Annotated in this window: 8 protein-coding genes; 6 read left to right on the top strand and 2 right to left on the bottom strand. The window is 73.1% G+C overall.

What is annotated here, in order from left to right; translation table 11 throughout:
* Nucleotides 1-412 precede the first annotated feature (412 nt).
* On the bottom strand, nt 413-1,705 hold the full coding sequence (locus tag WMF11_RS00650) for a hypothetical protein (RefSeq protein WP_437906463.1): 1,293 nt from the start codon (nt 1,703-1,705) through the stop codon (nt 413-415).
* On the bottom strand, nt 1,702-5,856 hold the full coding sequence (locus WMF11_RS00645; RefSeq protein WP_437976063.1) for a YwqJ-related putative deaminase: 4,155 nt from the start codon (nt 5,854-5,856) through the stop codon (nt 1,702-1,704). The genes WMF11_RS00650 and WMF11_RS00645 overlap by 4 nt, the downstream gene beginning before the upstream one ends.
* 211 nt (nt 5,857-6,067) lie before the next feature.
* On the opposite strand from WMF11_RS00645, the gene WMF11_RS00640 reads away from it, so the two are divergent.
* The 6 genes from WMF11_RS00640 (at nt 6,068) to WMF11_RS00615 (ending at nt 16,681) form a co-directional block, all read left to right on the top strand.
* Nucleotides 6,068-6,334: a type II toxin-antitoxin system VapC family toxin gene (locus WMF11_RS00640; protein WP_437976062.1), complete on the top strand. Its 267-nt coding sequence runs from the start codon at nt 6,068-6,070 to the stop codon at nt 6,332-6,334.
* Nucleotides 6,335-6,406: 72 nt separating this feature from the next.
* Nucleotides 6,407-7,960: a DUF2169 domain-containing protein gene (locus tag WMF11_RS00635; protein ID WP_437976061.1), complete on the top strand. Its 1,554-nt coding sequence runs from the start codon at nt 6,407-6,409 to the stop codon at nt 7,958-7,960.
* Between the two features lie 162 nt (nt 7,961-8,122).
* On the top strand, nt 8,123-9,583 hold the full coding sequence (locus tag WMF11_RS00630; RefSeq protein WP_437976060.1) for a type VI secretion system Vgr family protein: 1,461 nt from the start codon (nt 8,123-8,125) through the stop codon (nt 9,581-9,583).
* The gene (locus WMF11_RS00625; protein WP_437976059.1) at nt 9,580-12,258 is read left to right on the top strand and encodes a type VI secretion system Vgr family protein; all 2,679 of its coding nucleotides are present in this window, start codon (nt 9,580-9,582) and stop codon (nt 12,256-12,258) included. The genes WMF11_RS00630 and WMF11_RS00625 overlap by 4 nt, the downstream gene beginning before the upstream one ends.
* Nucleotides 12,259-12,314: 56 nt before the next feature.
* Nucleotides 12,315-14,672: a DUF2169 family type VI secretion system accessory protein gene (locus WMF11_RS00620; RefSeq protein WP_437976058.1), complete on the top strand. Its 2,358-nt coding sequence runs from the start codon at nt 12,315-12,317 to the stop codon at nt 14,670-14,672.
* Entirely contained in the window at nt 14,669-16,681 is a 2,013-nt protein-coding gene (locus WMF11_RS00615) for a pentapeptide repeat-containing protein (RefSeq protein ID WP_437976057.1), read from the top strand. The genes WMF11_RS00620 and WMF11_RS00615 overlap by 4 nt, the downstream gene beginning before the upstream one ends.
* The last annotated feature ends 3 nt before the right edge of the window (nt 16,682-16,684 follow it).

The following is a 16,684-nucleotide window of genomic DNA, read 5'->3' as shown; positions in this document are numbered from 1 at the left end:
GCGTCGAGGATCTCATCGCGAGCGACGGTGGGGGCGCCCGTGCAGGCGAGGTAGCTGTCCTCCCAGCCCGCGAAGCGAGAACGCAGCCGCTCGCGGTCCCTGGATGGGACGCCAGGGAGCGCAGGGAGATCAAGCGTTTGTAGCGTCTGCGATGAGGTCACAGTCTCCTCGATCTACTGTGAATACCACGTAGCGTTGGCCCGACGACCGTCGTCCGGGGCTGCTGCGCCCTCCCCGGGTAGCCTGTTGCCGCACAGGAGCCAGGAGAGTCCCCGTCGCTGCGGACCTGAAGCCGATGCGCGGGTCCGCCATTCGGGGACGACTTGGGAATCTTCCCACTCAGCTGGCCCGTGCCCACCAGTGCGTGCGAGCCAGCTTCTGCGAGCAGTTCGCGTTCATGGACCGTGGCATCTCAGGCAGACGAGGTGAGTTCGTCCCAGGCAAGCACTGCCTCAGGGCGCAGCCCGCGCATACGCGTCACGGTTCGGTCGGGTCGCCTCCGCTCGAACACCAGCGCCGCGTCGCCCGCGTAGAACGTGCCGATGGAGTCGCTAGCCTCTTCGACCTCGCTCAGGCCGAGCGCTCGGGAGAGCTCACGGCCGAGCGGCGACAGCGCGATAAGGGTCGGCACTTCTTTGGGGTGTCCCCACAGCGCAATGCGGGCGACGAACGTGCGCACGGAGTCGCTCGTGCGCTCCCACTCGCCCCAGCTAAAATCGTATGCCCACATACTACCATCCTCCGTCATACAAGCGAGCGTATCCTGGTTGTCGAGGTCATCCTGGCTCAGGAGAATCGCAGGGCCGCCGGGGGTCTGCTGAATAGGCCACTCCGCGACGCTCCCCTCGGAGAGGGCACGATCGAGCATCAGGACCCCGCCGAATCGCTGGATCCGATCGACGCTGCGCAGACCGCCAAACGAACTCTCGGCGTCTTCTGCCGCCCTGGCGAGCGCCTCGCTGGCACCATTCTCCAGCACCCACGAGGCGAGCCGCGAGGGATCTCCGGAATCGTGCAGCCGGCACAGCCAACGCGATGCCGCCTCTCTCACGCGGGGTGACAACGGAAGCGTCCTCGACGCTGGATCTACGGTTGCGCAGAGAAACCCGACCACGCTCTGCCGAAATCGCTTATCTGGCGCCGCAAGCGGGAGGTCCAGATGCCAGAATTCGTTGTCCAGGGCTGCTCGCCCGGTCGCATCGACGAGATCGTCGCGAAACTCGATCCAGCCAGACGCCGGAGCGATAGGCGACTCGCCGGCCGCTCGCACCACCGGAAAGACGCACTGTAACCGCAGGGCCGCACACTCTTCGACCCAGGGCCGCAGGCTGGCCGCCGTAGAGCCCAGCACCCGCAAGAACACGTCGTCGCGCAAGGCAAGCACCCCGTCGCAGACATGCCATACGAAGCCGTGCATACGAGACGAACGACTCGCCTGGCCGATCCGGTGAGCAACGCCCTTGACGAGAGCGCTCGTCTTGTCGAGAGCGGTTACCGGTCCCGTGTTGGGATAGAAGTTCCCGAGATCGACACGCGCGCGCAGCTCGAACTTCGGCAAACGCCACGGTTCGAGCCTTTCTGCCACCTCATTCAGCTGCGCCAGGGAGGCCGTGAGCTGCTTGGCGCCGCAGATGGATCGGAGCTGGGGGCCGAACGTACCTTTCTCGATGGTTCCAAGAAGGGGATGGCTGAATCGAGTTTTCACGTCGGCCCCCAATCGTTGTTCTCACCGGTGCCTCCGAAGACGCCCGGAGTCATTCCGGTCACGCGATTGGTGCGGCGCTGAATCTCCGCATTTGATAAATTATTGCGCCCTGCTGCCCGCTCAGCCTCGAGCTGCGCTCGGTACCGCGTCGCGTTGGCCCGGCGAGCGTCGTCCAGGGGCGCTGTGTTTCCCTGGGCGGCCTGTTGCCGCGCGCGATCCAGCGGTGCCCCCGCCCCTGCGGGCCTGAAGTTGAGGGGCGGTCCGCCTCTCGGGGGTGACGCGGGGATCGTCTCGGGCTGCTGGCCTGTGCCCGCCAGCGCATGCAAACGAGCCAAGGTCTGCGAGCAGTTCGGACACGGCGCGCATGCGGTTTCATTCACATCGGTGCTTCCGATCGGTCCCATGCGACGCAAGGCGCGGCGAAGGTGCCGCTGGCCTTCCGGTGTACCCGGATCGCATCTCACCCCATTTCGATCTTCGTAGTCACGGAGATAGTTGCTAATCGCATGCGGCTCGGAGCACCAGGACGGATCCCTGCCCTGGCCGCGCCCGGAGTCTTGAGGGAGCGCGGCGGCGACGGCAGGATGCAGATCGTACAGCGGCCCCTGGCCCGTAGGGTTGCGGTAGCGAGCTGACTGTCCGGTGAACTCCCGCGTGCCGCCTCCTTGAGATCGCGGAAGGCGCCGGGTGCTGAGGTCGGAGCCCATCAGCCCATCGAGGTCGACCAGCGCGAGCGGCCTCCCGCTCACATACCCGTACGCTTCGAGCCCCCCTTCGAGCCCCAGCGGCTCCGGGCTCAGGTACGTCGCGCTCGCCGGCTCGAAGTACCGCCACCGGTTGTAGTGGAGCCCCGTCTCCGGCTCGTACCAGTGCCCCGGGAACCGGACCAGCGTGGCAGCAGCGTCGCCCGCGATGACCCGACCGTACGCGTCGGTCTCGAAGACCTGGTCGACGCTCCCGTCACCATTGACGAGCCCGAGCGGCACAGGCGCCCCGTCCCGGTGCACGAAGTACTTCCAGGCGCCCGGGCCCGCCTCGGAGTCGATCGCCTGCGCGACCGGCGCCGGCGAGCCCGGCGAGTACGCGTAGCGCCGTCGCTCCACCAGCGCGAACGGCGTGGATGTGCCTGTGGCGCTCGCCTGGCGCTCCACCATCTCCTCCACGAGGTCCTCGCCATCCCAGCGGTAGCGGTGCCGTACCATCGCCGCGTCCCGACGCAGCACGCGCTTCTCGATCCGCCGCGCGAACCCATCGTAGACGAACTCGAGGCGCGTGCCGTCGGGCAGCGTCATGCCCGAGACCAAGCCGAGCGCGCCCCATGCGTAGGTGGTCACCGCGGTGCCCTCGACCTTCTTCACGAGCCGGCCGCGCGCGTCGTACGTGAGGGCCGCGCCGTTGGTGGTCACGAGCCGGCCGCCGCTGAGGTGGGACTGCGCGCGGCCGTCGATCCAGCGCACGTCGCCTCGCGGCGAGAGCACGTAGTCCTCGGTCCTGGCCCGCCCCTCATGCTGCTTCTGCGCGATCCGGCCGCGCGCGTCGTACAGGAAAGACTGCGCCCCACGATCGCGATCGGCGAGCACCTGGAGCTCGTCGGCAGGCGACCATCGGTAGTCGAACCGCAGGGTCTCCGGGCCGCCCAGGCCGCCGACCCACATGGGCTCGCCCGGGCGGATGACGGCGGTGCTGCCGCCGAAGACCGCCGAGCGGAGGACGTTGCCGTGCGCGTCCCTCGTGAGCTCGATACGGCCACCGCCGGCGAAGAAGCGCCCCGTCTCGCCGTCCGTCGGGTCGTACGCGAACCTCGCGATCGGCTGGTCCGCACCCCGGGTACCCGAAAGATCCGAGACGACGAGCGCGGCGCATCGCCCGACGGCGTCGCGCGGGGCGGCGATCGCGAAAGCGCCGAGCACTTCCACCTTCGAGCGATGCAGGCCGGCGTCGTAGACGTGCCGGAGCGATGTCACGGACGAGGGGTCGTCCTTCCGCTCCGTGTCCTCGCGGATGCAACGCCCTCGCTCGTCGTACGTATAGAGAGTGCTGACGGCCTCCGTCTCGAAGCTCAGGAGGCGCCCGCGCTCGTCGTACTCCAGCCTGTGGGATGTGTCGTCCGAGAAGGTGCGCGCGATCAGCCGATCGAGGTCGTCGTAGGCGAGCTCGACGAATTCGCCGTCGTCGAAGGTGATCCTCGACAGCCGCCCGGCCTGGTCGTTCCTGTACCGCAGCAGGCGACCGTCGAAGGTGCGCTCGGAGAGGATCCGACCCTCGAGGTCCCGCTCGATGGTGTGCACGTCGCCTTCCTCGTTGACGATGCGCACCATGTCGAGCTCTCGATCGTAGGCGTACGAGACGCGCGTGCCGTCGCTCCGCTCGACCGCGATCACCTCGCGGAGGCCCGCGTAGATCAACCGGAACCAGCGGCCATCCGCGTCGCGCTCGCCGGCGAAGCGGCCGGCCTCGTCGTAGGTCGTGACCGTGCGAGCGCCCAGCGGCGAGCGGTGCTCGACCACGCGCCCCATCGCGTCGTAGATCCAGCGGTGGACCCCGCCCTTCTCGTCCCGCATCTCCACGAGTCGCCCGAGGAAATCGTAGCGGAGCGCCCGCGCGCCGCCGTCCGGCTCGACGATCCCGACGCGGTTGCAGAGCGCGTCGTACGTCATCGCCGTCTTGCCGCCGTCAGCGGTCTCGGCCTGGACAAGGCAGCCGCGCTCGTCGTACCGGAAGCTGGCGACGAGCCCCATCGCGTCGGAGAGGTAGATCAGGTTGCCGTTCAGATCGCGCGCGTGCTGCGTCTCCAGGCCCTCAGGACCGCGCGTGGTCACGACGTTGCCGCGATCATCGTACCGGTACTCCGTCACATGAGCGAGCGGGTCGACAACGCGGTACACGCCGTCGGCCTCACCCATCCGCCATATGCGCCTGAGGCCGTCGCGATACCCCACCAGCTCGCCTGCATCGTCGAACACATTCTCGTGCACCTGCCCCGCCCAGACGATCCGGTCCGCCTTTCCGAAAGCGTTGACCCCGATCCTCCGCAGGGCGCGCGAGGTGATGACGTTGTTCTCGTCCCCGCAGTACTCGACCTTCGCGTGCAGAAACCCCTTCGCGCGACTTCCGTCCGCCAGCACCTCGGGCACGCCCTCGGCCAGGAGCGCGCGTTCCTTGGGATCATTGCTCCACGTCTCCACGCAGCGGCCGCGGTCATCGTAGCCGTAATGCACCTCGAGGCCCGTGGGCCAGCGCTCCAGCACGAGCCGATGGTCTGCGTCGTACGCGAAGGTCATCGCGTGCCCCAGGGCATCGCGCGCGACCACGAGATCTCCGCGTTCATCGTATTCGTACGTGCGGAAGGACGTCCAGGCGCCTCTCGAGGACGCGTTCTTCACCTCGAACGCGGCGATGCGGCCGTCGCGGTGCCGCCGCACGCGGAGCAGGCGGCCCACGCTGTCGTTCACGAACTGGAGCGGGCCGGTTCCGTTTTCGTAGAAGAGCCGGGCCTGGTTGCCGTTGTGATCGAGGAGCGCGCTGAGGCGGAACTCGTTGTCGATGGCAAAGACGTCCTCGAAGACCCGCGTGATCCCGTCGTCCGCCTTGAGGAGATAACCGTCGCGGGTGCGCGTCAGCAAGCCGACGGGGAGCTTCACTGTCTCTCCCTCCTCGGGGCAGCGGCCCTCGCACGCGAGCGCCGTCGCGGTGACGACGCGCACCCTGCGGCGGCGGAGCTCGATGACGCGCCAGCCGAGCGAATGGTTCCAGCCATAGCCAAGGCCGTAATCGAGGTCGCGCTGCGCAGAGTTATAGGCGCGCTCGATCACGAGCGGGAACGCTCCTGGCAGCGCCATGTCGGTGACGGCGAGGGTGTAGACGCGGCCCGTCACCGGATCGATGGGGTGCCCCGCGTGCGTTCCCCCACCGCCCCCATGCGTCGGGTTGGGACAGCCGCCGCCGCTGCCCTGACCGCAGCTGCCAGCGTTGCGGCCGCCGCCCTGGGCGCCGTTGCCGCCGTTCTTGCCGCCCGCGCCCTGATCGCCGCCGGCGCCGTTGCCGCCCCGCCCGCCGCTGCCACCGCCGGCGCCGCCGCCGCCGAGGATGAAGACACCCGGGTTCATCCCAGGGATCGCGGGGATGTTCGGAACCGGAGCTGTGCGCGCCATGAGGCGATGGTCGCCCAACGAGCCACGGAGTCAATACCCGCTGCCACGCAGAAATGTGCTGGGATGCCGCAGCCCATGAGGGGTTGACGGAGCGTGGCGTCCCTGCGCTCGACGCCTGAATCCGCGATGAGCTCGACGGGTGAGCGCGAGCAGGCTCCGCTCGGTGCGTCGATGACATCGAATCTCCCGCAGAGAATGCCGATGGGCGGACGTGCGACGAGGAGAGCTTCAAGCCGTGATCGTGCTGGAGACGCACGCCTGGCTCTGGCTCGTCGCGTCCCCAGATCGCCTCTCCGAGCAGGCAGCCGTGGCCGTCGATGGTGCGGATAGGCTCGGCGTCTCGGCCATGAGCTGCTGGGAGATTGCGATGCTCGCCGAAAGAGGGAGGGTCGAGCTCGATCGGCCCGCGCAGAGATCGCTCGAGGACGCGCTCGCCAGAAGCGGAGCGGGGCGATCCTCTCGCCGATTGAACCGGTGATCGCTGCGCCGCGTGACGGCCACAACGGCTTGACAGCAGCGTCGGAGGGCGGGTCTCATCGCTGGTGGATCCATGGCGACGAGCAGCCCTCCGCATGTGAGCGCGACGCCGGTCGGCGCTGCGACCGCCGCCGCCATGGCATGGAGGTTCAAGGGCAAGCTCTGGGTGACCGCGATGGTGAAAGCCACCTTCGGGTTCGCCAGCGACACGATGATGCAGCGCATCGCCCCGCAGGAGATCATTGGGGAGGAGGTCCACCACGGCGGGCTCCCCTCGCGGAGCATCCGGTTCACGACCGATCTGGTTCCTCGCCTGCTCAAGGCCGACGTGCTCTTCACGGGCCATGCGCACGCGCCGCACGGCCGCCCCGTCGAGGCGGCGCATGTTCGGCTCGGACTCTTCTCGGGCAGCTGGACGCTGCTGGACAAGACGCTGATGGTCCGTAAGCGGGGCGGCTTCGTGCGGCTCCCCATCGATTACGAGCATGCTTTTGGCGGGATCGGCTTCCCGGACAACCCGTTCGGAGAGGGCCATCCGCAGGGCTCGGGCGAGCCGAACATCCTCGATCCGGCCGACGCGAGGCGCGTGGCTGGCTTCGGCCCGATCTCGAAGGTCAGCCCCGCCCGCCGGCGGCTCCTCGGGGCGACCCCGCGCGCCCTGCTGGAGCGCGGTATCCGCGAGATCCCGGACGAGCTCAGCTGGGACTACTTCCAGGCGGCGCCGCCGGATCAGCGCACGCATTTCCTGCGCGGCGACGAGTGGATCGTGATGGACGGCCTGCACCCGAGCGCGGCGCGCATGCGCATGCGCCTGCCCGGCGCGCGCGGCTTCGCGCGCATCCACGGCCTTGCGGGCCTCGGCCTCGCCGAGCACCAGGAGCTCCCGCTGAGCGCCGACGTGCTGCGTATCGACGGCGACGAGCAGCGCTGCACGGTGACGTGGCGCGGCAGCTTCCCCGTGCCCTCGGAGGACGTGCTCCCGCGCATGCGCATTTTCGCCGGCGTCGAGCTCCCGGGCGAGCCGATCGCGTGGCCCGCTCCGGGCGCCGCGGTCAGCAGGGCCGGAGCGACGGCGCCCCGCGCGGGCGCGGCGGGCGACGAGGACGACGCCGCCCTCGAGTCGACCGTCGCGCTGTCCGCCGCGGCGAGCATGAGTCCCAGCGGGACGCTGGACATCGCGCCGAACAGGGCGCTCGCGGTCCCAGCGACGCTGCCGTTTCGTCCGGCCCCCGCAGGCGCCTCGCCGTCGTCGCCGAAACGGCCCGCGCCATCGCCACCGGAGGCTCCGCTCGCCAGGTCGGGGACGATGCAGATGCCGAAGGACGTCGACAGCCACGCGGCGCGCCAGCCGGCGACTCCCTTCACGGCCGAGCCGCCACGCGCGCCGCCGGCCGAGCCACCACGCGCGCCGCCGGCCGAGCCGAGCGCTCCCGCCGCCAGCGCGGCCGCGCCCGCGGTCTCCACGCCGGAGCCGGCGAGCCCCGCGGCCGCGGGGGGCGCCTTCGCCTGGGCGACGCCGCCTCCCGAACCGCCGCCCCCGGAGCCGCCGCCGCCCGGAGCGCCGAAGCGCCCCGCGAAGCTCGATGTGCGGGCGCTCCTGTACGGCACCGGCAAGGGGCGAGGCTGACGCTCCGATGCCCGTGAGACCCCGAAGAGCGAGCCCCGGTGGCGCAGGGTGCCAGCAGCCCTCATGCGGCCATCCCGGCGCCCCCGCGGCGCGCACGCCCACGCGGCCTCTCCACCTTTCCGGTGCCCCAGGGAAGGCCGCGGCGGAATCGGAGAACGAGCGATGAAGGAAGCCTCCGGGACGTTGAGCGTTCGCATCGAGTCAGCGCGAGGGCCGTGGGACCACGTGCAGGTCCGCGAGCTCTCCGGGCGAGAGGCGATCTCGCAGCTCTTCTCGTTCGACCTCGACGTCGTGATCGACGAGGGCCGCGAGCTCCCGGCCGACGCCGCGCCCGGCGCCGAGATCAGCCTGGTCTTCGAGGCCGACGGTGAGGAGATCCGCCGCGTCTCGGGCATGCTCGGCCCGATCCGGGACCGCCTGGAGCCGCTGGCCGAGCGCGCCACCTGCCGCCTGCGCCTCGTGCCGCGCGCGTTCCGGCTCACCCTCGTCGAGACGCAGGAGATCTACCTGGACCGCAGCGTTCCCGACATCCTCCGGAGCAAGCTCGAGCGGCACGGCCTGGGCTCCGAGGACGTCGAGCTGCGGCTGCTCGAGAGCTATCCCGAGCGCGAGTTCGTCGTGCAGTACGGCGAGAGCGATCTCGCGTTCATCAGCCGCCTGGCCGAGCACGTCGGCATCAGCTTCTTCTTCGAGCACGAGGGCGGCCGCGACAGGATGGTCTTCACCGACCACCCGTCCGGCTTCCGCCCCGCCTCGGGCGCGGAGACGGTGCCCTTCCGCGCTCGCGGGGAGGCCTCGGGCATCTTCGCCCTCGAGGTGACGACCGACCTGGTGCCCACCAGCTACGTCGTGCAGGACTACAACTACCGCGCACCGCAGCTCGACCTGACGGCCTACGCCAGCCTGGGCTCGGGCGACGGCGGCGGCGTCGTCGAGTACGGCAGCCACGTCAAGACGCCCGAGGAGGCCGGGAAGCTGGCGCAGATCCGGGCGGACGAGCGGCTGTCGCGGCAGCGCGTGTACGAGGGCAAGGCCAGCCGCGCGGCGCTGTCCGCCGGGCGGCGCGTGACCCTGATCGAGCACCCGCGCTTCCCGGAGCCCGAGGAGCTGCTCCTCGTCGAGGTGGAGCACGAGGCGAGGTTCCCCGCGTTCAAGGACGCCGGCGAGCAGAGCCCGTTGTACAGGAACGCATTCCGCGCCATCCCGGCGCGCGTCGCCTACCGGCCGCCGCGCCGGACGCCGAGGCCGCGCATCTCCGGCGTCGTGACGGGGATCGTGCAGCCGGGGCACGGGGGGAAGACGAACGGCGTCGCTCAGCTCGACGCCGAGGGGCGCTACACGGTCCAGCTCCACTTCGACACGGCGGAGCCGGGCGAGCAGAAGGCCTCGCGCCCGGTCCGGATGGCGCAGCCCTTCAGCGGCGTGGGCCACGGGATGCACTTCCCGCTGCGCCCGGGCACCGAGGTCCTCGTGGCGTTCGCCAACGGCGACCCGGATCGCCCGGTGATCCTCGGGGCCATGTTCAACCCGCTCGCGCCGTCGCCCGTGACGGCCCGCAACGCCAACCAGAGCCGCATCACCACGGCGTCCGGCGCCATGCTCGAGATCTCGGAGAAGCGATGACGAAGCCCACGACGGTCGGGATCCACTTCCGCTCCGAGGCCGCCCCGGCCGGGGCGTTCACGGTGCTGGGGCTCCGCGGCGAGGAGGCGCTGTCGCGCCCGTACCGCTTCGAGATCGATCTCGCGTCGCCCGATCCCGCGCTGCCGCTCGACGACCTCGTCGGCGCGGCCGGGGAGCTCGATCTCGCCGGCCGCGCGGTCCCGGGGGTCGTGGCCGAGGTGGAGCAGGGCGGCGCGCTCGGCGGCGATCGGTACGCCTACCGGGTCGTGCTCGTGCCGCGCCTCGCCCTGCTCGGCCTCGCGCGGCAGACGCGCTTCTACCAGCGGCTCAGCGTGCCGGACCTGGTGGAGGCGGTGATCGCCGGGAGCGGCCTCGGGATCGAGGTGGAGCGGCGGCTCGAGCGGGCGTATCCGCCGCGCGAGCACGCCGTGCAGTACCAGGAGAGCGCGCTCGACTTCGTGTCGCGGCAGCTGGAGCAGGCGGGCGTCAGCTACTTCATCGAGCCGCGCGGGGGGACGGAGCGGCTCGTCCTCTGCGACCACCCGGACGGCTTCCGGGGCGCGGTCGAGGCCGCGATGGGGGAGGCCGGAGGGGTGCGCGCGCTGCGCTGCCGGCGCCGGATGTCGCCGCGCGCGCTCGTGCTGCTCGACTACAACGAGCGCACGCCCGAGGTGCCGCTGGAGGCCGAGGCCGAGGTCGACGCGCGCGGCTTCGGGCTGCTCGTCGACGAGGGCGGCTCGTTCGCGGCGCCCGAGGAGGGCGCCGCGATCGCCGCCGTGCGCGCCGAGGAGCTGCGCTGCCGCGCGACCGTGTACGACGGCGCGATCGGCGCGCCGCTCGCCGCGGGCGAGCGCCTCGGGCTCTCCGGCCATTTCCGGGCCGACTGGAACCGCGATTACCTGGTGACGCGCGCCGTGCACCGCGCCGGGGCGGGCGACGGGCCGCGCTATGCTTGCGAGTTCGAGGCCATCCCGGCCTCGACGCGCTACCGCCCGCCGCGCGCCACGCCGAGGCCGCGCCTCGAGGGCGCGATGGTCGCCCACGTCGACGCGCGCGGCCCGGAGGGCGTCGCCGCGGTCGACGCCGAGGGGCGCTACCGCGTGGTGATGCCGTTCGATCTGAGCGGCGCGGCCGAGGCGCAGGGCTCGGTGCCGATGCGCCTGGCGACGCCCTACGGCGGGGCCGACGAGGGCATGCACTTCACGTTGCGCAAGGGCGCCGAGGTGCTGTGGACCGGCGTCGGCGGAGACCCCGAGCGGCCGGTGATCACCGGCGTCGTGCCCAACGCGAAGAGCCGCGTGGTCACGAGCGCCGACGAGGGGCGCGGCCGCATCCGGATGCCGAACGGGGCGATGGTCGAGATGGGAGGCGGCTTCGGGCGCGCGCGCGGCGGGCCCGCGACGCGCGCCGGCGCCGAGGGCGCGCTGCCGACGGAGCAGCAGCTCGGCCAGGACGACATGACGACCACCGCGAGCAGCGCGGAGGACTGGATCCGCATCGCGGTCCCCCACAGCGACGGGAAGTACAGCTACCTGCGCTACGGCGAGCGGGCGACCGCGTCGGCCGGGACGTTCACCGAGTCCGCGCGGCTCGATCCGACCGCGGGGTTCGGCGACAGCGGCTGGACGTGGTCGAGCCTCGACAACGGCTACGACACGAGCTCGGACGAAAGCGACAAGGGGAAAGCGGCGCACTTCGGCTGGGCGGCGAGCGACGGGGTCTACGATCACACGGACGGCAACCGCACGGTCGTGACCCAGGGGGACTACCAGTCGGTCACCACGGGCAACCGCACCGACGTCGTCCTGGGGAACTACCGGCTCGTCATCCCGAACCGGACGCTCGGCATCTTCGACGTGGACTTCTACTCGATGACGTTCAGCAAGGACTGGCAGGGCTGGCGAAAGACGACGCGCAGCCACGTCTCGACGGTCAACCTCACGTACGGCGACAACTCGAATTTCTTCACCGGCGTCAACTTCGGGGCGAGCCTCGGCGGGAACTACAGCCTCGCGGCGGGCGTGAACGGCAACGTCTTCCTCGGGCTCAGCACGGGGATCACGGCCGGGATGAGCTGCAACATCGCGTACGGCCCGGTGCTCGAGTTCGGCAGCACGAAGAAGCTCACCACGGCCGACGAGCAAGACATCAAGGCGCGCTCCAAGGTGCACCTGCGCGTGCGGAGCACCGACGCCCCGACGGTCGAGGCCGCGAAGCCGTGGGCAGCCGCCGTGGTCGCGGGCGCCCTGGGCGCGGTGGCGGGCCCGCTCGGCGCCTCCGCGGGCAAGGACGATCTCGAGAAGGGCAGCGGGCTCACGGGCGCGACGTGGGGCATCGCGACGCTCGGGGCGCTCGTCGGAACGTACCTTGTCCACAAGCTCGCCCACGCGAGCCCGCTGAACGACGCCGAGCTGATCATCGAGCCGACCCAGCTCCTGCTGCGCTGCGGCGGGCTGGCCGGCGCGTACATCAAGATCGAGCCCGCCGCGATCGAGCTCGCCTGCGGTCCCAGCAGCCTCAGGATCGACGCGACGAGCGTGATCGCCGGAACCGGGACCGCCAAGCTGGAGCTGAGCAGCACAGCCGCGTCCTCCGTCCTGAGGTTCGGCGGCCACCAGGTCCAGATCGACGCCGCGGGAGCCCTCATCCAGGGCGCCAACTTCCACGCGCTCTAGGAGGAGCCCGCCCGGCGGGCGCGCGGGCTCGCGGCCTGGCCGCGTCGAGAGCTGCCATGAAGATCATCAACCACACCCCCACCACGTTCGCCGCGGTAGCCTGGCAGATCCGGCCCCCGCAATGGGCCCTGTGCCTGATCGCGAAGGGCACCTACCGCCTCGTGCCCGGCGAGCCGGCGATCCCCGCCGACGCCCCGGAGCCGCCGCTCGGCGACGTGCACGAGGGCTACGATCCGCGCGGGGCGCTTCTCCAGGCGTCCGACTTCGCCCCCTTCAAGCCGAAGGCGGATCTCCTGCTGACCGGCAAGGCCCACGCGCCCGGCCGCCGGCCCGTGAGCTCCCTGCCGGTGAGCTTCGCCGTCGGCAAGGCGTCGCTCGCGCTGCAGGTGACCGGCGACCGGTACTGGACCGACCCGGCCGCCGGCAAGCGCACCGACCCGCAGCCGTTCGTCGAGATGCCGCTCGGCTTCGACCGCGCCTTCGGGGGCCCGGGCTTCGCGGCCAACCCGGTTGGGCGCGGCGTGTTCGACCCGGGCGAGCGCGATCTCCGGCGACGGCCGCTGCCGAACATCGAGGATCCGCGCGCGCCGGTCGACTCGCCCGCGGCGCGGCCGCCGCCCGCGGGCTTCGGGCCGCTCGCCGCCGCCTGGGCGCTGCGCGCGAGCAAGCTCGGCACCTACGACGAGCGCTGGCTGAAGCAGCGCTGGCCCTTCTTCCCCGACGATTTCGACTGGAGCCACTTCAACGCGGCCGTGCCGGCGCTCCAGGTCGAGTACCCGCGCGGCGACGAGGACATCGTCTGCCACAACCTGCACCGCGCGCGGCGCGAGTACCGCGCGCGGCTCCCCGGCGTCCGGATGCGCTGCTTCCTCGACGAGCGCGCGGGCGGCGCGGAGCGCTTCCGCGAGGTGCAGCTGCACCTCGACACGGTCCGGGTCGACATGGAAGCCGAGGCGCTCATCCTCGTGTGGCGCGGCCATGCGCCCGTCTCCGCCGAGGACCACCCCGAGGTGCGGCACGTGCTCCTCGAGAGCGAGCCGCTCGGCGAGGGCCGCGTCGCGGCGGCGCGCTACCGCGAGCGGCTCGCGCTCGCGCTGCTGGAGGCGCGCCCTGCCGCGGCGGAGGCGACCGCCGCGGCGGCGCCGCCCGGCAACGACAACGACGGAGCGTCTCCCCTGGCCGGCGTCGACGACGCCGAGCTCCTCGCGCAGATCCGCGCGACGCTCGAGCGGGGCGGCGCCCCCGCGGCGCTCGTGGCCTCGCTCGGCGCGTCGGTCGATGGCCCGCGCCCGCCCGGCGCGGAGCTCGAGGCGTGGCTGGGCAAGCTCGGCGGGGACCCGGCGCAGCTCGACGAGATCCAGCGGAAGAGCCGCGAGCAGATGAGGAAGGCGCTCGAGGCCGGGGGGCACGACCCGGCGCAGCTCGACGCGCTGGAGCGCGAGGACGAGGCGCGGGACCGGGCAGCCACGGAGCGCGCGGCGCCGTGGACGCGCGAGCGCGTGGAGCTCTGCCTGTCGATCCGCGAGAGCATGGCGGGCGCCGATCTCTCGGGGCTCGACCTGTCGGGGCTCGACCTCAGCGAGGCGAGCCTCGCGCGCGCGCTGCTCGTCGGCGCCGACCTGACCGGCGCCCGCCTCGCCGGGGCCGACCTCGACGGCGCGACGCTCGCCCGCGCCAGGATGGCGGGCGCGTGGCTCCCGGCGGCCAGGCTGAACGACGCCGACCTCTCCGGCGCCGACCTCGCGGGCGCCGACCTGACCGGCGCGGCGCTCGGCAAGGCGCGCCTCGACCGCGCGGCGCTGCGCGGGGCCATCCTGACCGGCGCGGCCGCGGCCGGCGCCTCGTTCCTCGAGGCCGACCTCACCGGGGCGCGGCTCGACGGCGCGCAGCTCGCCGGCGCCCGCCTCGCGCGCGCGGCGCTCGACCGCGCGTCCTTCGCCGGCGCGGCGCTCGAGGGCGCGAGCCTCGAGGGGGCGCACGGCGAGGCGGTCGACCTGCGCGGCGCCGACCTGCGCGGGCTGCGCGCCTCGGAGCACACCCGCCTGCCGCGCGCCCAGGCGCGCGGCGCCCGCGCCGACGGCTCGCGCTGGATGCACGCCGACCTCACGGGCGCGGACCTCGCGCTGTCGAGCCTGCGCCGCGCGGATCTCGGCCGGGCCGAGCTCGGCGGCGCCGACCTGCGCGGCGCCGACCTGGCGGGCGCCGACCTGACGCGGGCGCGGCTCGGCGGCGCCCGCCTCGAGCGGGCGAACCTGCACGGGGCTCGCCTCGAGGCCGCCGACCTGCGCGGCGCCGACCTGCGCGGCGCCGGGCTGTACGAGGCCGCCCTGTGGCAGGCGCGGCTCGAGGGCGCCGACCTGGAGGACGCGCAGCTCGCGTCCACGCTGCTCACGAGCGATCGAGGCGCGACGTGACCGGCGCCGCCGCCACCTCCGCGGGCTTCGCGCGGGACAAGGACGATCTCCTCGCGCGCCTCGACGCCGGACCGCTCGATCCGCCGATGATCGTTGGCCTCGACCTGCGCGGCGTGGACCTCGCGGGCCGCGATCTCTCGGGCGTGCTCTTCAACGGCGTCGACCTGAGCGACGCGCGGCTCGCCGGCGCGCGGCTCGCCGGCGCCGTCTTCCTGGCCGTCACGCTCCGCGGGGCCGATCTGTCGGGCGCGCGGCTCGAGCGCGCGGTGCTCGCGCGCCACGCGCGGCTCACCCGCGACGCCGCGGCCGCGGCGCTGCCGCTCGAGGCCGATCGCGACCTCGGCGCCGAGTCCCTCGAGGCGCTGCGCGCCGCCGGGTACGCGGGGTATGCCGCCGGGGCCACGTCGCTCGCCGGCGCGTCGCTCCGCGGGGCCGATCTGTCGGGCGCGCGGCTCGAGGGCGTGGACCTCGCCGGCGCCGATCTCTCGGCCGCGACGCTGACCGGCGCCGCGCTCGCGGAGTGCGCCCTCGACGGCGCGCGCCTCGACGGCGCGACGCTCCGCGAGGTCGAGCTCGACCGCTGCGCGCTCGCGGGCGCGAGCTTCATCGACGCCGAGCTCGCCGCCGTGACGCTCATCGGCGTCGCGCTCGGCGCGCTCGACCTGTCGCGCGCGCGCCTCGTCCGCGGGCTCCGCGTTCCGAACCAGGACCTCCGCGGCGTGGCGCTCCCGCGCGACCTCGCCGGCGGCGACCTCACGGGCGCGAACCTCGCCGGCGCGGACCTGTCCGGCTTCGACCTGCGCGGCTGCAAGCTCGACGCGGCCGATCTCGACGGCGCGCAGCTCCCGTCCGCGGCGCTCGGCGGCGCCTCGCTGCGAGGCGCCTCGCTGCGCGGCGCGCGCCTCGCCGGCGCCACGCTGAGCGGGGCCGACCTCGAGGGCGCCGTGCTCGAGCGCGCGAACCTCGACGGCGCCCGGCTCGACGGCGCCGGCCTCGAGGGGGCCGACCTCACCGGCGCCAACCTGTCGGGCTGCGATCTCTCGGGCGCGCGCCTGCGCGGCGCCCGCCTGCGCGGCGCGCTGCTCGCGGCCGCCGCGCTGCGCGGGACCGAGCTCACGGGCGCCGATCTCGCCGAGGCGTCGCTCCAGGACGCCGCGCTCGACGGCGCGGATCTGCGCCGCGCGCGCCTCTCGGGCGCCCGCCTCGCCCGGGCCGAGCTCACCGGCGTCGATCTCTCGGACGCCGACCTCGCCGGCGCCGATCTCTCCGAGGCGCGCGTCGCGGGCGGGCGCCTCCGCGGCGCGAACCTGTCCGGCGCGCGCCTGCACGGCGCCATGCTGAAGCGCGCGCAGCTCGCCGGCGCCGCCCTCTCCGGCGCGGATTTCGGGGGGGCCTCGCTCGAGGGGACCTCGCTGCTCGGGCTCGATCTCCGGGGCGTGCGGCTCGCAGGCGCGCGGCTCGCGAAGAGCTCGCTCGTCGAGGCGAAGCTCGGCGGGATGGATCTCTCGGGCGCGGTGCTCCGCGACTGCGACCTGTCGCGCGCGGACCTCCGGGACGCGCGGCTCGACGGGGCCGATCTGGCGCAAGCGAGCCTGGCCGGCGCCGAGCTGGGCGGCGCCTCGCTCGTCTCGGCGCGCCTCGGGGTCGCGAACCTGACCGGCGCCAGCCTCCGGGGCGCGCGGCTCGCAGGCGCGGATCTCTCCCGGGCGTGCCTTGACGGCGCCGCGCTCGCGCGCGCCGATCTCGGCGGCGCGCGGCTCGACGAGGCGATGGCGCGCAAGGCGGATCTGAGCGGCGCGCGGCTCGAGGGCGCCTCGCTCGTCGGCGCGGACCTGTCGCACGCCGACCTGTCGGGCGCCGATCTGTCGGGCGCCGATTGCCGCGGCGTGAACCTGCACCGGGCGGCCACCGCGCACGCGCGCTGGGACGGCGCGAAGCGCGAGGGCGCCCGCGGGACCGATCCGGATCGTGCCCGCGCCGAGGACTGGCGCCCGCCCACGCTGTTATGAACG

Origin of the sequence: Sorangium sp. So ce295 (genome assembly GCF_051527405.1) — a bacterium.
GTDB lineage: Bacteria > Myxococcota_A > Polyangia > Polyangiales > Polyangiaceae > Sorangium > Sorangium cellulosum_B.
The sequence above is the reverse complement of the archived record's forward strand: the minus strand, read 5'-3'. Positions and strand labels throughout refer to the sequence as shown.